Consider the following 22,823-nt stretch of genomic DNA (forward strand, 5'->3'; position numbering starts at 1 on the left):
GCGCTTTACCATCCGGTTTTCTCTTATTTACCCTGCATATATGGCGTATACACGCCGTTTAAGCTTTCGAGGAACGCCACGATATCGTCGATATCTTCCTGCGGCAGTTCTTTACCTACCTGATAACGCAGCATCAGTTTTACCGCACCGTCGAGCGTAGGCACATCACCGCGATGGAAATAAGGCGCGGTCAGCGCAACGTTACGCAAGCCTGGGACTTTTTGACGCAGCTTGTCACGTAATTCATTAGTGACGTTCATGCGGCCAATATCTGCGGCAGTGACCTCGCCAAAATTAAAGTCCTTTTTCAAACCCAAAGGTTCGAATGAGCGTCCGCCTAAAATAATACCGCCATGACAGGTCGCACACTTATTATCTTTAAACAACTGATAGCCATGTTTTTGCTGAGCAGTTAACGCCGTTTCATCGCCGCGTAGCCATTTATCAAACGGCGAATTTGGCGTAATTAGCGTTTTCTCAAACTCAGCAATCGCATCGGTAATATTATCCCCGCTGAATCCCTGCGGATAAACCGCGATAAACTCTTGCTTGAGTTGCGGATCCTTGTCTAGTTTCTGGATAATTTCATCCCAGGATTTAGACGCCATCTCGATAGGATTCAACGGCGGGCCGCCTGCCTGCGCCTGCAATGTTGGCGCACGACCATCCCAGAATTGTTCAACGTTGAAGACCGAGTTAAACACCGTCGGCGCATTAATCGGGCCAACTGCGCCGCCTACGCCGATCGACGTTTTCCGGCCATCCACGCCGCCTGCATTCAGGGCGTGGCAATGCGCGCAAGAAATCGTGCTGTCACCTGAAATACGCGGGTCGTGGTAAAGCGTAAAGCCTAGCGCCACTTTGCGGGCATCAGTCGGGATGCTTTCCGGTATCGGCTGCACAGGTTCATTACGATGCTGCGTGGCGGTATCGTTACTGGCGTAATACTGCTCACGCTGTTTCGCAATCCAGCCCAGGATCTCTGCTCGCTCCGTATCGCTTACCTTGCCAGCCCAGTGCAGCGCGGTGTATCGCGTTGGCGGCATGGTGTCGTATTGCATCACCCATTCAATTTTATTCAGGTCGCTTTGCAAAACGGGTTTATCTGCGACCAGCGCCGCACGAACGGCTTCAAGATTGAATGATTTGTATCCCAGTTGAATATCGTAATTCATCAACTGCTTAGCGACAGGGAAAGAAGAATAGAAAGGTAATTCAGCTGAAGGCGTGTGACAATAATCGCATCCTTTTTCGCGTAAAAAACCTAATACTTTATTATTTTCTTCCAGCGTAGAGGCCTGAACATCTGCCTGTTTGCTACGTTGATTATCGTGATACCACACATAACCGGATAATCCAAAATAACAAATCGCGATGCCAGCTATGGCTATCGCGGTAAGACGGGTAATGATTTTCATTATTTTTACCCTCACCGTTGTGAGTTATTGTGACCCAGAAAATTAGAATAATTAATGCACAGTCTTTGTCAGACCTGACCATCATAGGAAATGAGGGAATTACTATTTTGATAAGTATCAAGCAATTACATGGGGGAGAACTATCAATAGAATAGCCTGCGCCTATTATAGAGATAAGACGTTACCTGTCTCTGTTCACACCTCGTTGCAATCGAATGCTCTGAAAATGGAATATATTCAGATCATGCAAAACTATGAATTATTCATTATTTTCATTGGGATAGTCTGATTTTTTAAATTTTGCTCAGCATTAAAACGTGATCAACCGCACGCTTTACTCACCCGACACCGAAGCGAATGTCTACGCTTAACTGACGACCGGGCAATAGCCTTAATCTTTCAACGTCCATCGGAGGTCTTTCTCATTATGCTCAACCAGAAACTACCCCACGCCCCTTCTGAAGAAATGACGATCGACATCGATCTGCTTTATGAAATGGATCCGTGCGAGTTAAAGCTGGATGAAATGATTGAGGCGGAGCCTGAGCCGGAGATGATTGAAGGGCTTCCCGCTTCAGATGCGTTAACCCCTGCCGATCGTTATCTCGAACTGTTCGAACACGTCCAGTCATCCAAACTGTTTGCGGATAGCAAAACCTTCCCTGACTGTGCGCCCAGAATGGACCCGCTCGACATTTTAATCCGTTATCGCAAGGTTAAACGCCATCGGGACTTCGATCTGCGACGCTTCGTCGAGAACCATTTCTGGCTCCCGGAAACGCCCTCCAGCGAATACGTTTCTGACCCGGAAAGTTCGCTGAAAGAACATATTGATCAACTGTGGCCGGTGCTGACGCGCGAGCCGCAGGATCACATTCCCTGGTCCTCGCTACTGGCGTTACCGCAGTCATACATTGTGCCTGGCGGACGCTTTAGCGAAACCTACTACTGGGATTCCTACTTTACCATGCTGGGTCTGGCAGAGAGCGGCCGCGAAGATCTGCTGAAGTGTATGGCGGATAACTTTGCCTGGATGATTGAAAACTATGGTCACATCCCGAACGGCAACCGTACTTACTATTTGAGTCGCTCACAGCCGCCGGTCTTTGCGCTGATGGTGGAACTGTTTGAAGAGGATGGCGTACGCGGCGCGCGTCGTTACCTTGATCATTTAAAAATGGAGTACGCATTCTGGATGGATGGCGCCGATTCCCTGGTGCTCAACCAGGCCTACCGCCACGTGATCAGAATGTCGGACGGCTCTCTACTTAACCGCTATTGGGACGATCGTGATACGCCGCGCGATGAATCATGGCTTGAAGACGTCGAGACCGCCAAGCATTCGGGTCGCCCGCCCAATGAAGTGTATCGGGATTTACGCGCAGGCGCGGCCTCTGGCTGGGATTATTCCTCGCGCTGGCTACGCGATGCAGGTCGCCTTGCCAGCATACGCACCACGCAGTTCATCCCGATTGACCTGAACGCGTTCCTCTACAAGCTGGAAAGCACTATCGCCAATATTTCCGCGCTGAAAGGTGACAAAGAAACGGAAGCGCAGTTTCGCCAGAAAGCCAGTGACCGTCGCGATGCGGTAAACCGCTATCTCTGGGACGATGAAAACGGCTGCTATCGCGATTACGACTGGCGGCGCGAACAAATGGCCCTGTTCTCTGCCGCCAGTATTGTGCCGCTGTATGTCGGGATGGCAACGCATGAACAAGCCGACCGGCTTGCTAACGCGGTTCGCAGTCGCCTGCTAACGCCCGGTGGCATTTTAGCCACGGAGCATGAAACCGGGGAACAGTGGGATAAACCCAACGGCTGGGCGCCGCTGCAGTGGATGGCGATCCAGGGCTTCAAACTGTACGGTGACGACCATCTCGGGGATGAAATCGCCCGTAACTGGTTGAAAACGGTGAATCTCTTTTATCAGGAACACCACAAGCTTATCGAAAAATACCACATAGCCGACGCAGCGCCGCGCGAAGGCGGCGGCGGGGAATATCCGTTGCAGGACGGATTTGGCTGGACAAATGGCGTGGTGCGCCGACTTATCGGTTTGTATGGCGAACCCTAGCGGCTGACGGTCTGAGTCATCAGGTTGTCAGTTAATCGCATCGTACAGCTCGGCGTGAATTTTCTGCCATTTCTTGTTCTCAGGGCTTGGCTGGGCGCGAACACGCAGCTCGGCCTGCTCAAGATCATATTGCTGACGCGCAACAACCGCAGGCACGGAACAAAAACTTTGCAGATAACTTTTATGCAGCGAAGTGAGCGATGCCCCATTCGACATCGCATGGCTGAGCGTGGTCATAAACTGTCGGCATGGTTTGCTTTCGTCCATCTGCGAAGGGTAACGCAGCAGCAGTCTCAACACTTCAGTATTGCCCGCCGAAAACGCCTGCTCCGTCCACGCCAGCTTCCAGTCCATCCCGCCCTGCAGAAACAGTGACGTCACGCGGATGTCATTGCGATCGATAGCCGCCCGCATGTTAAAGGCATCCCAGGTGATGCCCATTCGGGTTACCGCCTCCCGTGCGCTGGGGGCGTCACGTCGCGGTTCCTCCTGCACAATTTCAACGGACTGTCCGGATGACGCCTGTGGAGCTGGCGAAGTAAATAACCAGAACGCACCCAGCGAAATCGCCAGCACCATCACGCCGACCGCTACCCACAACATGCCGGAAATCAGCTGTTCACGTTCTTCCGCCGTGCGCTTGGCCCGCTTTTCCGGCGGATCAATACTGTCTGCGATTTCATGCTTATCGCCTCCCGCTTGCTCGTCTTTTTGCTTTGCCGTTTCCCAAAACTGGCGGACCATGGCCTCATCAGATTCCAGATACGACGCAGGGTTAATGCGCGTACGCCGTTCTTCAAATGCCCGTTGCACAGGATGAGTTATCTGTCGGTACTGATAGTCCAGCAACATCAGTTGTACCGACGTCAGTGGCTGCTGCGCGATAACGCAGTTACGAGCCAGGCGGCAATCATCCAAAAACATGCGTAGCGTGATACGCGGCTCAACAAATGACATGAGCACCGAGGTATCGTTATAAATCTGCGTAAAGTGGCGAACGAATAACTTCTTATCGACGACCATCAGCGCCAGCTCGCTAAACATCATACCGTCCAGCGCATCTCGTCCTTCGCCCAACTTTAGCCAACGACGCAAGCGTTCACCGCCAAAGTGCTGTTTCAGAAAGCTGTTGAGAGGATGTTGATCCGGCCATACCTGCGCAATCAGTGATTTGAGGGTTAATTCTATTGCGCGAAGTTGACGCTGCGCCCGCATCTGAGCATCCGGCTCCACAGGTGCAATTTCGGTTTGATACTTCAGGATGGGCTGTTGCTGGCGTAATTGTTCCAGAGAGGCCACAAAGCGCAGCGCTGAAATCAGCTGGTTTTCACTGACGTCCTGACCATTTTCATATTGGGGTACACTCTGTTGAAGATGACGTAGCCGCAGAGTGAACTGGCTCAATTGCGCATCATTCATCTGCAACCGTCTGGCGACAGCTCCCCAGCCGCCCAGATTCAGTCGTGCCTGATCCAGTTGTTCGAGAAACCACCGTGGGTCCTTGCCTTCTGCGACATGTACGCCTAACAGCAGTAATATTTCTACCGACGCCTGGCGGATAATCCCCAGACAATGTTCAAAGGGTGTACATGTCGCTTGTAACGCGCTATTGGTCATCATCTTCCCTAAAAGGACCCAAAACGTGCGGCCTCACCATGGTATGTAATTATCTTTTTTAAACGCTACGCTGTGCCGATGTAGACTAGAACACATTCATATAGCAAATAAATAAGTTTTACAGTGACTTCCGCACAATCATTGAAATTTATTCTGGAGATAAGCCTGTGCCTGTACTGCAAACATCGCGTCTGCTCTGCCGCCCACTGACAGAAAATGACTGGACGTTCTTCTTAACGCTACAGCAGAACCCAGATGTGATGCGCTTTGTCGCTGACCCACGTACTGAAGAGGAGATACGGACAGCCTTCAACTCCCGCTTACCTGAATGGTTTCCCGGCAGCCCGCACTGGCTATGTCTGGTCCTGTGCGATAAGACATCGGGAGCACCGCTTGGCGTGACCGGATATATTCAAGATAGCAATGGATGTGCCGAGGTTGGCTTTCTGCTCGCCCCAGAGGCGCAGGGTAAAGGTTATGGCGCTGAATCTCTGCATGCCGTATGTGAATACGCATTTTCCAGTGGCGGTCTGCGGCGACTGACAGCCTGTGTCACCGCAGGAAACGAAGCCTCACGGCGTCTGTTGGAAAAGATTGGGTTCATTCACGAAGGCACGCTACGCGCAAGCTACTGGCTACAACAACCTGGCACGATGACTGGATTTTTGGACTGCTAAAACAGGAATATCAGCCGCCCACGGCATAGGTCGTTTTGCGGTAAATACTGGCTGTAAGGCAACTAGCGTAACGGCGTGTTTTTTTTAGAATAGGTCTCTTTGCACAGAGATTATTATGTCGCTGCGTTCGACGCATTTCACGCCCGCTTGTATTGCATTTATTAAGCAATGGCAGGGCCTGTCGCTGGAAAAGTATCAGGACAAAAAAGGCATCTGGGTCATTGGCTACGGGCATGAAATCTCCGCCAATGAATCCTTTGATACTCCAATTACAGTGATGCAGGCAGAAGCATTGCTGCTTACAGATATGAGTATCTGCGAGGCATTCATCCATAAGGAAATGCCGCAAATAAAAGACAGGTTTCAGCTAGAAGCATTAATTACGTGGATATTCAGCGTGAGTATTACCCGATTTTGCGCTAAAAAGATCTGGCCGGAGTCTATTTCACAGCCAGAAACATCCTGACTGTGAAATATATTCCTAGTAAATAGTGTTGTTTAACATCATTGCCGCCTGGGTACGATTTTTTACCTCCAGGCGCTGGTACAACGATTCAAGATGGGCTTTTACCGTTCCGGTACTGATATTTAACAGTCGACCAATTTGTTTATTAGATTCTCCGGCGGCCAGCATGGTCAATATCTCCCGCTGACGCGCACTGAGTAATCTGATATTTTGCCCACCGCTTTCGGTAGCGGTTATGCAATCTCTGGGGATAAACATCATACCCATCGCGACGCTATTGAGGGCCAGCGTAAAGGTTTCCGCGTCAGAATCGCGCGGAACAATGGCCAGCACGTTCAGTTTAGTGACCTCTTGCAGCCATTTTTTACGGCAATCCGTTGCGGTTACCAGCACTTTCACCGTCGCAAAGCGTTCTGCTATCTGTTGCAGCAAGCTACAGCAGAACTCAGCATCAAGGTCGCCATCCAACATAACTAATGCCTCGGGTTTATCTTCCAGCATCAACCAAAGCTCATCTGTCTGACTGACACCCTGAACATCCACTCCTGGAATACGTTGCTGCAAACTTACATTCATTCCATGAATAAATATTGACTGCCTGTCAAACATTACTACCTGCATTATTTATCTCCATCCGAACAGGATATTAGCCTTAACATGTGGAAGGGTATTACCCATAGGATAAAATAAGAAGTCACCATTTGGCGGGGGCCATTTTACCGATAGGCGGGGAAGAAAGAAGCAGAAGTTATGAATAGTTACAGCTCAATCCGAAGGATCATACAAAGGAACAAAAACAGTTTCGGATATTAGGGAAAGTCTTAATATTTGATGTCCGAAATTAGAATGTTAATATTATTTTTTTGAAGTCTATATTCTTAGCCAAAAATAAGGAATGCACAGTAACAGACAAAGATGTTACAAAATGAAATGTCGCATCAATTGATCATCACCTGTAGTTTCCCCAGGCAGTATTGCTATATCAATCGACACTAAAGATTGCGGGCGATTGCATCACTCCGATCAGATCTTCAAGTGGAACGGGTCTGCATAAATAATACCCTTGTAAAAAATCACAGCGTTTTACGCGCAGATAATCGGCCTGAGCCTGAGTCTCAACGCCCTCGGCAATCATTCGCAGACCCATCTTCTGCGCCAACTCAATAAGCGTATCGACAATCCTGGTATCACCCCCCTCACCAATCTGGCCGACAAACAGTTTGTCTATCTTAATAAACTCCGGTTCCAGCGCGTGGAGGTAACACAGATTCGAGTATCCCGTCCCGAAATCATCTAACGCCACGGCGATATTGGATTTTCTCAACGAGGCAAACCACTCACTTAGCTGGGGGGTAAAGTGTAGAGGGCGTCTTTCGGTAATTTCGATAACCAGTTGAACCTGACCCGGGGCAAGCTTTTGCATGAGCGCCACAGCGTCCGACTCAAAGCGCGGATCGAGGCAGTTTTCAGGACTCAGATTTAGGTTAAGGTAAAGTCCATTAGGGAAGAGAGGGAGCCGCGGCTGCAGGTCGGCAATGACTTGCTGGATAAGTTGATGCGTCAGCGAGACGATAAGGCCATGCTCCTCCGCCAGGGGAATAAAGACATCAGGAGGAATAGTGCCATATTGGGGATGCGTCCATCTGGCAAGCACCTCAATACCTGCGATTTTACCCGTCTGGCTGTTAAAAATGGGTTGATACACCGGTCTGAACTGGCGTTGGGCGATGGCTGTCTTTAACACTTTTACCGGTGCGCAGGTAAGGCAGCGGGTCAGCAAGATACTTGTGTCAGAGAATAATGTCGGGAGTTGCCTGGTTGTGGTAATCATCACGAGCCTCAAGCGTGCGGCAGCCTGTCCAGAACAGCCGCACGGCAATCATCAGAACTTGACCCAGTCATCCTGGTCGTTAGAGGAAGGACGTGCCATTGAGGTCGCCCTGACGGTGTTCACACCCTTTGCCTTATGGTTTTGCGCAATGGCGGTTTGATCGTTCGACACGCGAAAGATCGATACCACTTTTTCAAGTTGAACGGCCTGATCCTCCAACGAACTGGCCGCCGCTGAAGACTCTTCAACCAGAGCGGCGTTTTGTTGGGTGGTGGTATCCATCTCCGCCATAGCCTGCGCAATTTGTGAGATCCCGCGGCTTTGTTCATCGGTCGCAGCGGCAATTTCATTCATGATGTCGCGCACCTGAGACACGGAAGTCTCAATCCTGTTCATCGCAACGCCCGCGCTCTCCACCAGGTGAAAACCGTTATCCACATACACCACGGACTCATTGATCAGGTTTTCAATCTCTTTTGCTGACTGAGCGCTGCGCTGGGCAAGAGTACGCACTTCGGCCGCAACCACGGCGAAACCTTTCCCCTGATCGCCCGCACGGGCTGCTTCTACCGCGGCATTGAGCGCCAGAATGTTGGTCTGGAAAGCAATACTGTTAATGACGGTGGTGATTTCAGAAATACGGTGCGAACTGTCGCGCACGCTCTTCATGGTCTCGATCACCTTCAGTGAGATCGTGCTTCCTTCCGTCGCATTCTGTGAGGCTTCATCCGCCAGCAGCCGCGCATGGTTAGCATTTTCAGCGTTCAGCGCGACGGTCGAGGTAAGCTCTTCCATACTGGCGGCAGTTTCCACCACAGCGGCAGACTGTTGCTCAGTGCGGGCCGATAAATCCATATTCCCCGCCGCAATTTCAGAGGACGATCTGGCAACACTATCCACGCCGTCACGCACATCGTTAATGATGTTTTTCAGGTTGCTGTTCATGGTGGAAACCGCCTGCATGAGCAGACCCGGCTCATCACGACGCGTACTGGTTAGAGTGCTGGTTAAATCACCCCTGGCGATAAGCTCAGCCACGCGCAGGGTTTCATTCAGCGGACGGGTAACGGATAAAGTAATCCCCATTGCCAGCAGGACGCCCAACGCTATACCAATAACGGCAACGATGCCCATCTGCAACTGCACGCTCTCTACCGTATCGGTGACCTTTTTCTGCTGCATGCTAAATAACGTCTGAATCGCCTGAGTCAGCGTGATCGCTTTATCAGTTAAGGTATCGGAGAGCGCTGCCTGTTGATCCCAAACGCTTTTGTAATTGACCAGCTCTACCGCTACGCTCTGCATGTCTTCAAGCCCGGACTGCAACCAGACCTTTTGCTCTTCAGAAGCCATGGGTAACAACTGCCCGGTATCGGACTTTGCTGTCTCCAGACGTTTGCGGATCCCATTCATTAACTCTTCTGTCGGGTGCTGTTTATACAGCGACATCTGTGAGTCAATGTCACTCATAATAAATGCGATTTGGGCCGCAACAAGCGCGTGTTGGGCATCCAGCGTACCATTCCGGCTCAGCTTTGAGGCCAGCTCAGAGTTATCGCACAGTCCCTGGGTATTCAGTTTTTGTTCGCTGATTTTCTTTTCAGAAAGCGCTTTCGTAAAAGGTTCAAGGCTCGCTACGTAGCTATTGACTGCATTTACCGTATCATCCAGCGCCTTTTTCCCTTCCTGGGACCAGGACAATGTATCCATATCAGCAGCAATACCCTGCATGCGTCTGGTGGCGGCATTGATTTGATCCAGGTATTTCTGGTCCAGCGTGTACTGAAAATTCGTGCGTCCCAGGCGTACCTCGGACAGCGCGTTAAACAGATCGGTGGTATGCCCATTTTTTTTCACTTTGTCCTGGATATTCGCCAAACCAAGCAAGCCTGAAACCAGAATAGCAAGTGTAACGAGCAGGACGATTGAAAATCCAAAGAATAATTTCTTACTGACTTTTAAATTGGTAAAGCGATTAATTATGCCCATATATTACCCCAGAGTCGGTATATACCGAACAACAATGCTATTTAACGAACATTAATAGAAAATAAACATAGAAAAGATAACGATAAAAAAAAGCCCCTCACACCTGCGTGCTTAGGGCAAATACCTGGGTTGACATCACTCACTCAGGTTATCTGTCTTCTCCCTTTTTCTAACGGCATGAGTCGGGAGTTCGCTCACTCTATAATAAACGGGGATAACATCAGGATAATTGATAACATACCCCCGCCCTCTTATGTTAAGAATAAAATCCGGGGGTAAGCCCAGCAGGCCGAGTTTATTATTAAGATTGTGCAGGACCTGCCATAATCTTTGCGTGGAGGGGCTCAGACTGTGCGCCTCCCAGATTTTTTCAAATAGTTCTTCTTTCGTTACAGGCTGGCTCCTGGCATTCATTAATAAATACAGGAAAAGCCTTAACATTGTTTCATTAAAATAGATTGACGCAAAAGCGAGGCTTTTCTCTGTATGGCTACCTGTAAGCCGATACAGTCGGCGATTAGAAATGTCAAAATGAATTTCGTCACCGATCATAAATCCATATAGACGATAGCCCATATCTTATACCCACGTTAAATGAAGACGAACATGCACCTCTACATATAAGCGTTGAGATAATCCATACCGTTTATGTGGTGGATTATATGGCTGCTATAAATGCTTTCCAATCCACAACCCGATGTACTATCAGGAACCGGTCGTTTAGCATTCGTTTATGGTAGATTAGAAGTTATAAATTAAATTCACGGTTTATTATTCTTCATATGAGAAATTTTCAGCGTATGTACCCTGTTTTCGTATAAGCGATCGAACACTCAACTTTTAATATCGAATTTATCTGACTTTAAAGAATTAACCCCTGAACCCCCTGGTTCGCTACATGGTCTACTCCCTTTCTCCCATTAACGCCACGATAAGAGCAATCGGCCACAAGAAGCAGTGATATTTTTTGATTTATAATGAATCATAGCGCACGACTCGAGGGGGAAACGCGTGAAACACACTGGCAGGTATAACGATAATTATTTGATTTACAAAATTAAAAATCTGAATCAGAAGTTTAGCGCTCAAGCCAGTTAAACATCGTGGACAATCCGGCCCAAGATGCCGCAAATGGTCAAGTCATGAATAAAGTGTTTCTGATAAACGAAACGGTAATATTTGAACCAGAACTTCGCCGCCTTGGGTCATTAGCGAGTTACCCAGAACGCGCGGTCACTTTGCATGGCCCGGTAAATGAATGCCTGGCACAACTGATTGAACACAATGGAGAAGTGCTTACACAACGTTATCTGTTCGCTGCCGTATGGGAAAAGCAAGGAGCGGTAGTGACAACCAATGCGCTTTACCAGACGATTTCATCCATCCGCAAAGCATTGAAAGCGGCTGGTCTGGCTGATGATGTGGTAAAAACACTGCCCAAGGCAGGCTTCAAGTGTATCGCCCGGGTTGCCGCGGGTGAGCGGGACGATTTTCTTAAACCGCAGAAAATATCTGCCGACCCCATTTTAATCGCACCATCATCTGAACAAACAGAAGCATTTTCCGAGACCGTTAAAACAGCACCAAAGCGTTTGTGGCCGTACTGGATAGCAGCCCTGCTGTTTATTCTCTCTTGTAGCGTGCTTTATCAAACGTGGAAATATGATGAACCCATTTTTGTTCGCTATCACCCTGTTGGCCAAATGAACGGATGCAAAGTTTTTTCCTCCTGGTACGATCGTGACAAAAGCCAAAGCGCATTTGAAGCATTGTCCGGTCGCTATTCATTCAGCTGTCGTGAAGGTGAGAATGCTTATTTAACGCTCAACCATGCGCAGCGTGGTGTAACGGTGTTAATTTGCGATAATAACCCACAAAAGAGCGCCACACGTTGCCGCTCCATTTATTATAAGCAGCAATATAATGAAAATGAATAAGGGTTTTTTAATCTGGTCGCTGATTGGTCTGGCGATTGCTGCGCCGCTATTGACTACCGGTTATATTCAACATCAGCGAGCGAATTTTAGCTGTGAGATCCATACCGCCATTGTGTATGACAATTCGGTACTGGATATGATCCTGGATTTTAATCTTAATAATGGCAATGGTAACTATGAAGCTGTGGGGGAATATAAAGAGGTTGGTGCTCAGTCTCAGTCCGTTAGTAATAAAGTGACATTTAAGTACTGGCATGAGGATGGGGAAGTAATCATGGTTTCTGATGAAACAAATCCACTCCCGAAGAAGAATGAACTCTTCAGAACGTTCATCCCCGATTTCTTTCAGCACCGCGATCGCGGTATCAGATTTCAGATAATACCGGTAAACGCCACCAGCTATATTTTTAACTATGATGGCGCGCCCGTTTTCTATTGCTCCAAAGGCTGAGTAAGAGACTGTCGATTACAGGAACATGCCGCCGGATACCTCAATACGCTGTGCCGTCATCCAGGCCAGTTCATCGCTGAGCAGCGCAGCAATGGCATCGCCGATATCATCCGGCAAACCAACGCGTCCCAGCGCCGTTTGCGATGCAATGTACGCATTCAGTTGCGCGTTATCCCGCACGTTTCCGCCGCTAAAATCCGTCTCTATTGCGCCAGGCGCAATAATATTCGCCGTTATACCGCGCTCTCCCAGCTCTTTGGCCTGATAACGGGTTAACACTTCCATCGCACCTTTCATGGCTGCGTATGCGCTGTAACCCGGTAGCGCAAAGCGGGCTAGCCCGGTCGAGACATTGAGGATGCGACCACCTTTATTCATCAGCGGTAGCAGGCTCTGCGTCAGGAAAAAGGGGCCCTTAAAATGGATGTTCAAAAGTTGGTCAAATTGCGCTTCGGTAAATGCCGGATACGGCGCGTTAATGCCGATTCCGGCATTGTTCAATAAATAATCAAACGAGTTACATTGCCAATACGTTTGTAGGGTTTCCTGCAGCTGTTGAACAAACTGAGGGAATGTAGAAATATCCCCGACATTCAACGGCAATGCCGCCGCTTTACCGCCAGATTGGCGAATTTCATCCACAACCTGCTGCGCTTCTTTTTCATTACTGTTCCACGTCAGGATAATACCAATTCCTTTACTCGCCAGCTTCAGCGCCGCGTTTTTACCGAGTCCACGACCGCCACCGGTCACCAATGCGATACGTTGCGTCATAAGAAACCTCATTTCAGGTGTTGTGAAGATTGAGACAAAGCTTATTAGGTGATAGAAAAACAATAAATACTGCTAACTGCGCATTACTGTTTCATTTAGAACAACAATAGGGCATAAGAATGGATAAAATTCACGCAATGCAGTTGTTCATCCGCGTCGCAGAACTGGAGAGCTTTTCGCGCGCGGCAGACACCCTCGGACTTCCTAAAGGTAGCGTATCGCGCCAGATCCAGGCTCTGGAAAATCATCTGGGCACGCAGTTGTTGCACCGCACCACCCGCCGCGTTCAGCTCACGCAAGACGGCATGATCTATTACGAACGCGCGAAAGATCTGTTGAGTAATCTGGATGAGCTGGATGGGCTGTTCCATCACGATCCGTCCAGCATCAGCGGCAAACTGCGCGTTGATATGCCGGTCGGTGTCGCAAGAAACCTGGTGATGCCCCGCTTACCGAGCTTTTTGCATCAGTATCCAGGCCTGGAACTCGAACTCAGCAGCAGCGACCGCCTGGTGGATCTGGTCCGCGAAGGTTTCGACTGTGTGGTACGCGTGGGTACGCTGAAAGATTCAGGGCTGATTGCCCGCCCGCTGGGAAAACTCACGCAGATTAACTGCGCCAGCCCGCAGTACCTCGCCCGCTTTGGTTATCCGGAAAGCCTGGAGGATTTAGCCTCACATGCAGTGGTGCACTACTCGGTCAATTTGGGAACACGTGCGCAAGGCTTCGAAGTTGCGACAGAAAACGGCACGCAATGGGTTAAAACTGGCGGCATGCTAACGGTAAACAGTACCGAAACCTATCACGCAGCATGCCTTGCCGGTCTGGGCATTATTCAGGTGCCGCGTGTGGGCGTGCGTGATGCTCTGCGCGCCGGTACGCTGGTCGAAGTGTTACCGCAATATCGCGCCGAGCCAATGCCGGTCTCTTTGCTTTATCCGCATCGGCGCAACCTATCCCGCCGGGTACATCTGTTTATGGAATGGCTGACTGGCGTAATGAAAGACTATGTGGATTAGTCCATTTTTCAGGATGCGCCCCTGAGCAGGCTATAATGTCATGAGTGAACAAAATAAGGACAACCGATCGGATGACGCAGGAACAAGACGCAAAGCACCCTACGCCAGAACATAAACCAGCCTCCGCCGCGCCGGAGAAAAACGCTAAAGCGAACCAGGCGCTGAAAACCGCTCTGACCTTCGCCGATAAAATTCAACGTCAGCCCATCATCGCCCATCTTATTCGTGCCGCAGAGCGGTTTAACGATCGTATGGGAAATCAGTTTGGCGCCGCCATTACCTACTTCTCGTTTCTGTCGATGATCCCAATCCTGATGGTGTCGTTTGCCGCCGCGGGTTTCATTCTCGCTTCGCACCCTACGCTGTTGCAGGACATCTTCAGCAAGATTCTGCTTAACGTCAGCGATCCGACGCTCGCCTCTACGCTGAAAAACACCATCAATACCGCCGTTCAGCAGCGTACTACCGTAGGTTTGGTAGGGCTGGGCATCGCGCTCTATTCCGGAATTAACTGGATGGGGAACCTGCGCGAAGCGATTCGTGCCCAGTCGCGGGATGTTTGGGAACGTACGCCGCAGGATCAGGAAAAAATTTGGGTCAAATATCTGCGTGATTTTGTTTCCTTGATTGGTTTACTGGTTGCGCTGATTGTTACCCTGTCCATTACCTCTATCGCCGGTTCCGCCCAGCAGATGATTATCTCTGCGCTGTATCTCGACGGCATCGAATGGCTGAAGCCCGCCTGGCGACTGATCGGCCTGACCATCTCTATTTTCGCCAACTACTTGCTGTTCTTCTGGATTTTCTGGCGGCTACCGCGTCACCGACCGCGTAAGAAAGCGCTCATCCGCGGTACATTTATCGCGGCGTTGGGGTTTGAAGTCATCAAAATGATCATGACGTATACCCTGCCGTCACTGGTGCAGTCGCCGTCAGGCGCGGCATTTGGTTCCGTGCTTGGATTGATGGCGTTCTTCTACTTCTTCGCTCGTCTGACCCTGTTTTGCGCAGCCTGGATTGCCACGGCGGAATACAAAGACGACCCGCGTATGCCAGGGAAAACACACCGCTAATTCATCATTCATGCCGGATGGCGCTACGCTTATCCGGCCTACAGGAGGTTTAGTTGTAGGTCGGGCAAGCGCAGCGCCCCGGCAGGTGACGACACCTTAACCGCCACCGTTTGCAGAATATAAATCTAACCAGTAACTTTTATTTAACCAAAAACCAGTTTTATCATCCAAGTTTTAAATTGTGTGAAGCATTTCATAGAAGTGAAATCTCAAGCCTAAAAATTATCCCCTTTTTGCTCCATTTTTGACCGTTCTCAAAGTTTGTTACAGATTGAAATGTCTCTTTTGCTGTGCGTAATATGACCTTTCGTTCGGCCAAAAATAAGAAAATATTATGCAAGCAACAGCCACAACACTCGACAACGAACAGGAACACACCCCGGTCAACTCGCGCAATAAAGTCGTCGTCGCCTCGCTCATTGGCACCGCCATTGAGTTCTTCGACTTCTATATCTACGCCACCGCTGCGGTAATCGTGTTCCCGCATATCTTTTTCCCGCAGGGGGATCCGACCGCGGCTACGCTGCAGTCCCTCGCCACTTTTGCTATCGCCTTTGTGGCCCGACCGATCGGTTCTGCGGTATTCGGGCATTTCGGCGATCGCGTCGGCCGTAAAGTCACGCTGGTTGCTTCACTGCTTACCATGGGGATCTCGACGGTGGTCATTGGCCTGCTGCCGGGCTATGAAACTATCGGCATTTTCGCCCCACTGCTGCTGGCGCTGGCGCGTTTTGGCCAGGGTTTAGGTCTGGGCGGTGAATGGGGCGGCGCGGCGTTGCTGGCGACGGAAAACGCGCCACCGCGCAAACGCGCGCTGTACGGCTCCTTTCCACAGCTGGGCGCACCTATCGGCTTCTTCTTCGCCAACGGCACTTTCCTGCTGCTCTCCTGGCTGTTGACCGACGAACAGTTCATGAGCTGGGGTTGGCGCGTACCGTTCATCTTCTCTGCGGTACTGGTGATTATCGGTCTGTACGTTCGCGTTTCGCTGCATGAATCCCCGGTCTTCGCCAAAGTAGCCGCGGCGAAAAAACAGGTGAAAATCCCGCTGGGTACCCTGCTGACAAAACATGTTCGCGTGACGATCCTCGGCACGTTCATCATGCTGGCGACCTATACGCTGTTCTATATCATGACCGTCTATTCGATGACGTTCAGTACCGCCGCAGCGCCTGTAGGGCTTGGCCTGCCGCGTAATGAAGTGTTGTGGATGCTGATGATGGCGGTCATTGGTTTTGGCGTCATGGTGCCGGTGGCGGGCCTGCTGGCCGATTCGTTTGGTCGCCGCAAGAGCATGCTCATCATCACCACGCTGATCATTCTGTTTGCACTGTTTGCCTTTAAACCGCTGCTTGGCTCTGGCAATCCGGTACTGGTGTTCGCCTTCCTGTTGCTGGGCTTAAGCCTGATGGGTCTGACATTTGGCCCGATGGGCGCACTGCTGCCGGAGCTGTTCCCGACCGAAGTACGCTACACGGGGGCGTCGTTCTCGTACAACGTTTCGTCGATTCTCGGCGCATCGGTTGCCCCATACATCGCTGCATGGTTGCAGGCAAATTATGGTCTGGCGGCGGTTGGTACGTATCTGGCATCGATGGCGGCGTTAACGCTGATTGCGCTGCTGTTAACCCACGAAACCCGCCATCAGTCGTTGTAATTCTTTTGCCGGATGCGGTGTAACCACTTTATCCGGCCTGGGTTGAGCATGAAATCCAGGCCGGATAAACATCCGGCTAAACATCACTTCTTCATCTGCGACAGAATTGTCCGGCACTGATTCGCGTCACCCTCTGATGGCGAAATCAGCGCCAACAAGGCCGCCGCAGGAGTAACTAACGTAGCTAATGCGGCAGCAACCGCACCACGCGCAATCAGCGGTCCGGCCTTCACGCCAGCCTGCGGATTCTTAAAGGTGCCGCGAACATACAGCGGCGAACGCAGCGTAATAATACGAATCCCTTTACTCTCCGGATCGATGGTTAAATCCAGTTGCTCCGACGCAAAGCTTGCCGTACCAGTGACATTAATGACTGCGTTTTCCGTGTCGAAAGCAAAAATCTGCGGACGCGCCACGCCGTTAACAATATCCAGATTCGCCGCCGCACAGTTCACCCGCACTTCGTCATCGCCAAATATCTGTCCGACGATATAGTTGCCCAGATTCAAGCCCACGATTTCCATCAGATTCCGGCTGATCAAGCCGTCATTCATCAGCAGTTTCAGGTTGCCATTGCTGTTACCCAGCAGCGCCGCTACCGAGTTTCCACTTCCGCTAAACCGGGCGTCCCCGTTCATTTCACCGAGCGTTTTCTGCATCAGTTCCACATCGGGCATCAGCGCTTTTAGCTTCAGCCGCCGCGCCTGAATATCCGCCTGCCCCCGCATTGGCTTTTTATCCCCTTCCAGATGGATGCTGGAGACAATGCTGCCTCCCGCAAGACCAAATTTCAGCGGTTGCAGGCGCAGGTCGGCATTTTTCAGGATGATATGAGTGGAGAGATCGCTGATCGGCAGGTTACTGCCATGCTCAATACGCCGTCCTTTGAAACGCACGTCAGCGTCCATCACATTCCATTTGTCGGTTTCAAAACGGTCATACGGCAAGACCTTGCCCGCAGGCTGAACGCTCTTCTCACCTTTGCGCTGTTCAGATTGTTTTGCCCGTTCCGCCCCTTTACCTGAATCCACACCGATTAGCGGCCCCAAATCGGCCAGCCTCAGCTGGCGTGATTCCACATCGCCCTTCAGCATGGGTCGCGGCTTACCGGTGGTGTAGGCCAGCGTTCCATGAATATCGCTGTCGCCAATGCGGCCATTGAAATCGCGATAATCAAAAACAGAGGATTTTTCCGGGTCAATTTTCGCCACCAGACGTCCGTCGGTTTCAAACGGCGGCGTATCCGGCAGCAGTACGCCGGTCAAATCGTACAAATCTCCTAGCGAATCTCCCGAGAATTTAAGCCGCAGATCCGCCCCACCCATGTTCATCGGATCGTTTATCGTGCCGATAAACGCTACGCGCGTATTGCCCGAACGGAAATCAGCCTGAATCGGGAAAGGTGTTCCTTCGCCACGCAGCGCCAGCATCCCGCCTATTTTTCCGCTACCGCTTAGCGGTTCGCCGTTATATCGCCCTTGCACTTTCAGCCCAAACACGTAGTCCTCGACGCGGGCATTGCTCTCTTTACCTTTTGCGCCGGTCACTTCGCTAAAGGGTAACGGTTTACCCAGCGGATCGACCAGGATCTCAATCTCCGACTTCGTCACCTTATCGTTAATGGCGATACGTCCCTGGTCGAACAGAATGTTATCCAGCCGGAAAGACCATGCGGATGGCGGCGCATCAGGATCGCGGTTTTCGTCCCCAGCTAAGTTAAAGGTCCAGTTATTGTTTTTCTCCGACAGGCGGATCAGCCGCGCATCCGGTTTGACCAGCTTGACCCACGGGAGCCAGACGGTTTTTGTCAGCAGTGCCAGCGGGGCGAGCGTAGCTTCAACACGCGGGAGATGCACCATGGTGACGTCAGGAATGTCTGGCGGGTTGCCGAGGATGATATCTTCAGCATGAACGTGCGGCCACGGAACCCAACTACGCCAGCCGGTTTCCTGCTTCTGGCGTTCCCAAACCACGCCCAGGTCACCCCGTATAGCAAAGGGACGGTTGAGTTCTGTAGAGACTTTCTGGTTGATGGTCGGTTTGAGCCGGTTCCAGTCAAATGTCGCAATCACAATGATGAGTACGACGATCAACAACAAGAAAACCCCTATTACTGAAGTGGTTATTTTACCTGTTTTCGTCATGTCTAACCTCCTTACTTCCTTCCTTGCCTGTCCTAAAGATAGTCCAGCAGGATGAAAAGGAGGTGCGCTACGCACTCATCAAAGCGACAGAATTACGTCTTCGAGGGTATCCAGGGGCACTGGACGAGAGAGAAAATAGCCTTGCGCAGCGAAAGCCGGTGAGTTTTGCACATCACGCCACTCTTCCAGCGTTTCAACGCCTTCGACAATGACACCGCGGCAATAGCGGTTCATGAGCTGCAATAGCAGTGTGAAGAGATTACGTCCCTCCGGCGTCTTGCGCAGCATGACGAACAGGTCTCGCGCCACTTTGATATAGTCATAACTCACTTCACTAAGCGCCGAGAAATTCGCCATTCCCGTACCAAAATCATCCAGCCAGAGCGGACCGAACTCGCACATTGAGGCGAAAGACGACCCCTTCGGTAAGCGGATATGTTCCACCAGCTCAAAACGCAGCCACGGCAGGCCTTCAATAATTTTCAGGATTTCGGGATCCTGGCGCATCGCAATGAGCGTTGGTCCGTCGACGTTCACGGAAGCCAGCAAGTTGTTGGCTCTGAAAAAGTCCCCTTTCAGCGCAAGTTGAAGAAGTTGCTCCATCACCACATCAACACGATGTCGGACGGTTACTTCGGCAAAATAGCGGTCTGGCGCAATACGTTGGGATGGATTATCAGGATGGCTCACGACAGTCAGCAGTTCAACGGCCATCAGCCGTCCGTTGGTCTGGTAAATTGGCTGGTAGGTGTAAGCACGCTCGCACTGCAGCCAATAGCGTCTTTCCTGCAAGCTTTCAATACTCGCATCGGGCGTAATGAGCTGCTGGGTAACCTGCTTTATCATCTGAGATGTCCTGTAAATAAGAGTGTGACTGACCGGACTCGTCAAAGGTTATCGGCGCTCAGACGCAGAACTTTACGTTCAGCTGTGCGCAAAAATAAAAACTAAGCGGCAAAAACAACGCAGAACACGTGCTGGCTCAAAAAAATAATGGAACGATGTTTTAATATAGTTGACCACTTAACACCCACAGCGCACACTAACGCTAATTTTTTTCAAAGCAGGTTACGACTATGTCCAGAAAGATTGCCGTGATTGGCGAATGCATGATTGAGCTGTCACAGAAAGGCGCTGACGTTCAGCGCGGATTCGGTGGCGACACGTTGAATACATCCGTTTATATCGCCCGTCAGGTCGATGCTGCGGCACTTTCCGTACACTATGTGACTGCACTGGGTACCGACAGTTTTAGCCAACAAATGCTGGAGTCCTGGCAGGGTGAAAACGTGGATACCTCATTAACCCAGCGCATGGAAAACCGCCTGCCAGGTCTCTACTACATTGAGACCGACAGCACTGGCGAGCGCACCTTCTATTACTGGCGTAATGAAGCCGCCGCAAAATTCTGGCTGGAGAGCGAGCAGTCTGCCGCGATTTGCGAAGAGCTGGCGACATTTGACTACTTGTATCTGAGCGGAATCAGCCTGGCGATTTTAAGCCCGGCAAGTCGTGACAAGCTGCTGTCATTGCTGCGTGAATGCCGAGCTAACGGTGGAAAGGTCATTTTTGACAATAACTACCGCCCGCGTCTGTGGAGCAGTAAAGAAGAGACCCAGCAGGTGTATCAGCAGATGCTGGAATGTACCAATATCGCATTCCTGACGCTGGACGATGAAGACGCGCTGTGGGGTGAAAAACCCGTTGCTGAGGTGATTGCCCGTACTCACGCGGCTGGCGTTCAGGAAGTGGTAGTGAAGCGCGGCGCAGATTCATGCCTGGTGTCTATCGCGGGCGAAGAACTGATCGACGTTCCGGCCGTTAAATTGCCGAAAGAGAAAGTGATCGATACCACTGCGGCCGGAGATTCCTTCAGCGCCGGGTATCTGGCGGTACGTCTGACCGGTGGCGATGCCGCCGAAGCCGCAAAACGCGGCCACCTGACGGCAAGCACCGTGATTCAGCATCGCGGGGCGATTATCCCACGCGACGCTATGCCGCAATAACGCGTTGTTCTTGTAGGCCGGATAAGGCGTTTACGCCGCATCCGGCATTGGGTACGCCGGGAGCGCTTCGCTTGCCCGGCTTACCGATTACGATACCCTTTACTGTACCGGCGGAATGTCCGTCACTTCAGGGTGTGATTCATCCGTTTCAACAGACGTTGCCGCTGCGGTAACGGGCGCCATAATGCTATCCCACGTCGCCTGCAGATCCTTCATATTGAATTCAGGTTCACCCTTCGGCTGCAGCAGAATTAACGCCATATCTTGCGACAACTGCTGACGCAGGTCCTGATTCAGCATCTCAACGCTCAGGCTGTTGAGGAAGCTCTGGCGTAAGCGCTGGTACTGTTCAGGCGCAATATCCACCACCTGATTTTGCAGCGAGCGCAAACGCTGGCTGATCAAAATATCGGTATCGGTACGACCATAGGTGGCAAACAGCTTCTGCAGTTCCAGATTCTTTTGCGCTACCAGCGCATTGAACTCTTCCTCCGGAAGTCCTTTATCACGCACTTTCGCCAGCTCACGCGCAACCGTACCCAGATTGGCGTTCAGCTTATCGTTCGGCGACTCAACGTTAATCGCGCACTGCGCGCGCAGGAACAGCACCCGGCAGTCAAATCCGAGGCCAATATCTTTGGCATTGTTTTTGGTTAGCTCTTGCTGAATGTGCCAGAACAGCGCCTCACGCGCTAAATCAGCGCGCCAGTAACGTAACAGCGCGGCAGATTCACGGATAGGCTGCCACGGCGTATCCCACATAATAGACAGGCGATCCTGGCGTACCGCGTCAGTCATAATGCTCACGGCTTCTGCTCGCAGCGGCGAGAGCGTGGGAACCGGTGCAGGCGTTTCGCGCTTTCCTTTTAACTCACCAAAGGTTTTATTGATTTGCTCAGCTACGCTGCGTGCATCAACGTTACCGACGATGATCAGCGTCATCGCGTCCGGGGTATACCATTTCTGATAGAAAGACTGAATTTTCGACGCGTCTACAGGCGTTTTCAGCGGATCGGCGGGATCGTGCCCCAGCAGGGTCGATCCCTTCAGACGGTAACGCCACCACCCTTCTTTGGTATCTGACGGCCAGGTTGCCACCATATCTTCGCTGCTCAGCGCATGATTGACCGTTTCAGAGGTGATGCTCAGTTTACCGGAGATATTCGCCAGATAAGAAAGTGACTCTTTCAGTAGATCGTTACGGCTGTTAGGCAGACTGAGGTTATACAACGTGGAATCATAGGAAACGATAACCGGCGGCATGGGACGTTTGGGATCGAACCCCTGCTGCCACAGTGAACGGGCCTGCGAGGCATCGAGGCCACCGCTTTGCGTCAGCGCGATACGCGGGATCGCATGGCTGAAACCACTCTGTTGCGCACTTTCGGTGAGTGAACCGGTATTAACCAGCAGGCGAACCTCAATACGGTCGCTCGGGCGCTGGGGAGTGGCTAACACTTGCCACTGCAAACCATTTGCCAGCGTGCCCTGTTGCCATGCTGGATCAGGCTGGAGCGCATCTGCCTGCACATAGCCGGCAGTGGCCATCATCAGCAAGCCGCCCGCTAAAAGTCGAATTTTTGTGCCCTGCATGTGAACCCCTGATCAACTATCCTGGAAATAAAAAGACAGCCCTCGAAAGGACTCTCTGAATATGACGTTAAAAACACTTCGTGTTAGACCGCGA

18 protein-coding genes and 1 pseudogene are annotated in these 22,823 nt (G+C 51.0%); 9 read left to right on the forward strand and 10 right to left on the reverse strand.

The genetic code is table 11. The annotated features are described in order from the left end of the window. Positions 1-23: 23 nt before the first annotated feature. Positions 24-1,418, reverse strand: coding sequence for a cytochrome-c peroxidase (locus BZK41_RS11035; protein WP_079938181.1), 1,395 nt, complete (start codon positions 1,416-1,418; stop codon positions 24-26). Between the two features lie 427 nt (positions 1,419-1,845). Here BZK41_RS11035 and BZK41_RS11040 point away from each other — a divergent pair, with 427 nt between their 5' ends. Then, a complete protein-coding gene (locus tag BZK41_RS11040) occupies positions 1,846-3,495 on the forward strand; it encodes an alpha,alpha-trehalase (RefSeq protein ID WP_079938182.1) in 1,650 nt (549 codons plus the stop codon). 27 nt (positions 3,496-3,522) lie between these two features. On the opposite strand, the gene BZK41_RS11045 is transcribed toward BZK41_RS11040, so the two are convergent. After that, positions 3,523-5,112 (reverse strand): STY4199 family HEPN domain-containing protein, encoded by a 1,590-nt coding sequence (locus BZK41_RS11045; RefSeq protein ID WP_079938183.1) that lies wholly within the window; start codon positions 5,110-5,112, stop codon positions 3,523-3,525. 167 nt (positions 5,113-5,279) lie between these two features. On the opposite strand from BZK41_RS11045, the pseudogene BZK41_RS11050 reads away from it, so the two are divergent. Together BZK41_RS11050 and BZK41_RS11055 are read left to right on the forward strand one after the other, a co-directional pair. Further along, positions 5,280-5,818 (forward strand): annotated as a pseudogene (locus tag BZK41_RS11050) (GNAT family protein). An 86-nt stretch (positions 5,819-5,904) separates the two neighbouring features. Beyond that, complete coding sequence (locus tag BZK41_RS11055) at positions 5,905-6,255, forward strand: lysozyme (protein ID WP_079938184.1); 351 nt, start codon at positions 5,905-5,907, stop codon at positions 6,253-6,255. 15 nt (positions 6,256-6,270) lie between these two features. Here the strand turns inward: BZK41_RS11055 and BZK41_RS11060 are convergent, their stop codons facing one another. From BZK41_RS11060 to BZK41_RS11075, 4 genes are all read right to left on the reverse strand, one after another. After that, positions 6,271-6,876 carry a response regulator transcription factor gene (locus BZK41_RS11060; RefSeq protein ID WP_079938185.1) on the reverse strand — a complete coding sequence of 202 codons (606 nt, stop codon included), beginning with the start codon at positions 6,874-6,876 and terminating at the stop codon, positions 6,271-6,273. A gap of 361 nt (positions 6,877-7,237) precedes the next feature. Next, positions 7,238-8,086, reverse strand: a complete 849-nt coding sequence (locus tag BZK41_RS11065; RefSeq protein ID WP_079938186.1) for an EAL domain-containing protein — start codon at positions 8,084-8,086, stop codon at positions 7,238-7,240. Between the two features lie 51 nt (positions 8,087-8,137). Beyond that, positions 8,138-10,075, reverse strand: coding sequence for a methyl-accepting chemotaxis protein (locus BZK41_RS27690; RefSeq protein ID WP_079938187.1), 1,938 nt, complete (start codon positions 10,073-10,075; stop codon positions 8,138-8,140). Positions 10,076-10,210: 135 nt separating this feature from the next. Beyond that, the gene (locus tag BZK41_RS11075; protein ID WP_079938188.1) at positions 10,211-10,651 is read right to left on the reverse strand and encodes a winged helix-turn-helix domain-containing protein; all 441 of its coding nucleotides are present in this window, start codon (positions 10,649-10,651) and stop codon (positions 10,211-10,213) included. A gap of 566 nt (positions 10,652-11,217) precedes the next feature. Between BZK41_RS11075 and BZK41_RS11080 the strand changes: the two genes are divergently transcribed. After that, positions 11,218-12,012, forward strand: coding sequence for a winged helix-turn-helix domain-containing protein (locus BZK41_RS11080; protein ID WP_139762597.1), 795 nt, complete (start codon positions 11,218-11,220; stop codon positions 12,010-12,012). Next, positions 11,999-12,463: a hypothetical protein gene (locus BZK41_RS11085; protein ID WP_079938190.1), complete on the forward strand. Its 465-nt coding sequence runs from the start codon at positions 11,999-12,001 to the stop codon at positions 12,461-12,463. Before BZK41_RS11080 ends, BZK41_RS11085 begins: the two co-directional genes overlap by 14 nt. Before the next feature lie 15 nt (positions 12,464-12,478). Here BZK41_RS11085 and BZK41_RS11090 read toward each other — a convergent pair whose 3' ends face one another. After that, entirely contained in the window at positions 12,479-13,237 is a 759-nt protein-coding gene (locus BZK41_RS11090; RefSeq protein WP_079938191.1) for an SDR family oxidoreductase, read from the reverse strand. A 119-nt stretch (positions 13,238-13,356) separates the two neighbouring features. Between BZK41_RS11090 and BZK41_RS11095 the strand changes: the two genes are divergently transcribed. The 3 genes from BZK41_RS11095 to BZK41_RS11105 all read left to right on the forward strand — a co-directional run bounded on the left by BZK41_RS11095 (position 13,357) and on the right by BZK41_RS11105 (position 16,986). Continuing rightward, on the forward strand, positions 13,357-14,256 hold the full coding sequence (locus BZK41_RS11095; protein WP_079938192.1) for a LysR family transcriptional regulator: 900 nt from the start codon (positions 13,357-13,359) through the stop codon (positions 14,254-14,256). 71 nt (positions 14,257-14,327) lie between these two features. Then, positions 14,328-15,329: an inner membrane protein YhjD gene (yhjD, locus tag BZK41_RS11100; protein ID WP_032945313.1), complete on the forward strand. Its 1,002-nt coding sequence runs from the start codon at positions 14,328-14,330 to the stop codon at positions 15,327-15,329. 334 nt (positions 15,330-15,663) lie between these two features. After that, positions 15,664-16,986, forward strand: coding sequence for an MFS transporter (locus BZK41_RS11105; protein ID WP_079938193.1), 1,323 nt, complete (start codon positions 15,664-15,666; stop codon positions 16,984-16,986). 83 nt (positions 16,987-17,069) lie between these two features. Here BZK41_RS11105 and BZK41_RS11110 read toward each other — a convergent pair whose 3' ends face one another. Both BZK41_RS11110 and pdeH read right to left on the reverse strand, forming a co-directional pair. After that, positions 17,070-19,130 carry an AsmA family protein gene (locus BZK41_RS11110; protein WP_079938194.1) on the reverse strand — a complete coding sequence of 687 codons (2,061 nt, stop codon included), beginning with the start codon at positions 19,128-19,130 and terminating at the stop codon, positions 17,070-17,072. Between the two features lie 78 nt (positions 19,131-19,208). After that, positions 19,209-19,976, reverse strand: a complete 768-nt coding sequence (gene pdeH / locus BZK41_RS11115; RefSeq protein WP_079938195.1) for a cyclic-guanylate-specific phosphodiesterase — start codon at positions 19,974-19,976, stop codon at positions 19,209-19,211. 230 nt (positions 19,977-20,206) lie between these two features. On the opposite strand from pdeH, the gene BZK41_RS11120 reads away from it, so the two are divergent. Beyond that, the gene (locus BZK41_RS11120) at positions 20,207-21,136 is read left to right on the forward strand and encodes a sugar kinase (protein ID WP_008786409.1); all 930 of its coding nucleotides are present in this window, start codon (positions 20,207-20,209) and stop codon (positions 21,134-21,136) included. A 99-nt stretch (positions 21,137-21,235) separates the two neighbouring features. Here BZK41_RS11120 and BZK41_RS11125 read toward each other — a convergent pair whose 3' ends face one another. Further along, positions 21,236-22,729: a pitrilysin family protein gene (locus BZK41_RS11125; protein WP_079938196.1), complete on the reverse strand. Its 1,494-nt coding sequence runs from the start codon at positions 22,727-22,729 to the stop codon at positions 21,236-21,238. Positions 22,730-22,823: the final 94 nt, after the last annotated feature.

The organism is Citrobacter sp. A316 (genome assembly GCF_002042945.1).
Classification (GTDB): Bacteria; Pseudomonadota; Gammaproteobacteria; order Enterobacterales; family Enterobacteriaceae; genus Citrobacter; species Citrobacter portucalensis.

Coding starts and splice junctions, on each gene's coding strand:
- BZK41_RS11035 (WP_079938181.1), bottom strand. CDS start 1,418: ATGAAAATCATTACCCGTCTTACCGCGATAGCCATAGCTGGCATCGCG.
- BZK41_RS11040 (WP_079938182.1), top strand. CDS start 1,846: ATGCTCAACCAGAAACTACCCCACGCCCCTTCTGAAGAAATGACGATC.
- BZK41_RS11045 (WP_079938183.1), bottom strand. CDS start 5,112: ATGACCAATAGCGCGTTACAAGCGACATGTACACCCTTTGAACATTGT.
- BZK41_RS11055 (WP_079938184.1), top strand. CDS start 5,905: ATGTCGCTGCGTTCGACGCATTTCACGCCCGCTTGTATTGCATTTATT.
- BZK41_RS11060 (WP_079938185.1), bottom strand. CDS start 6,876: ATGCAGGTAGTAATGTTTGACAGGCAGTCAATATTTATTCATGGAATG.
- BZK41_RS11065 (WP_079938186.1), bottom strand. CDS start 8,086: ATGATTACCACAACCAGGCAACTCCCGACATTATTCTCTGACACAAGT.
- BZK41_RS27690 (WP_079938187.1), bottom strand. CDS start 10,075: ATGGGCATAATTAATCGCTTTACCAATTTAAAAGTCAGTAAGAAATTA.
- BZK41_RS11075 (WP_079938188.1), bottom strand. CDS start 10,651: ATGGGCTATCGTCTATATGGATTTATGATCGGTGACGAAATTCATTTT.
- BZK41_RS11080 (WP_139762597.1), top strand. CDS start 11,218: ATGAATAAAGTGTTTCTGATAAACGAAACGGTAATATTTGAACCAGAA.
- BZK41_RS11085 (WP_079938190.1), top strand. CDS start 11,999: ATGAAAATGAATAAGGGTTTTTTAATCTGGTCGCTGATTGGTCTGGCG.
- BZK41_RS11090 (WP_079938191.1), bottom strand. CDS start 13,237: ATGACGCAACGTATCGCATTGGTGACCGGTGGCGGTCGTGGACTCGGT.
- BZK41_RS11095 (WP_079938192.1), top strand. CDS start 13,357: ATGGATAAAATTCACGCAATGCAGTTGTTCATCCGCGTCGCAGAACTG.
- yhjD (WP_032945313.1), top strand. CDS start 14,328: ATGACGCAGGAACAAGACGCAAAGCACCCTACGCCAGAACATAAACCA.
- BZK41_RS11105 (WP_079938193.1), top strand. CDS start 15,664: ATGCAAGCAACAGCCACAACACTCGACAACGAACAGGAACACACCCCG.
- BZK41_RS11110 (WP_079938194.1), bottom strand. CDS start 19,130: ATGACGAAAACAGGTAAAATAACCACTTCAGTAATAGGGGTTTTCTTG.
- pdeH (WP_079938195.1), bottom strand. CDS start 19,976: ATGATAAAGCAGGTTACCCAGCAGCTCATTACGCCCGATGCGAGTATT.
- BZK41_RS11120 (WP_008786409.1), top strand. CDS start 20,207: ATGTCCAGAAAGATTGCCGTGATTGGCGAATGCATGATTGAGCTGTCA.
- BZK41_RS11125 (WP_079938196.1), bottom strand. CDS start 22,729: ATGCAGGGCACAAAAATTCGACTTTTAGCGGGCGGCTTGCTGATGATG.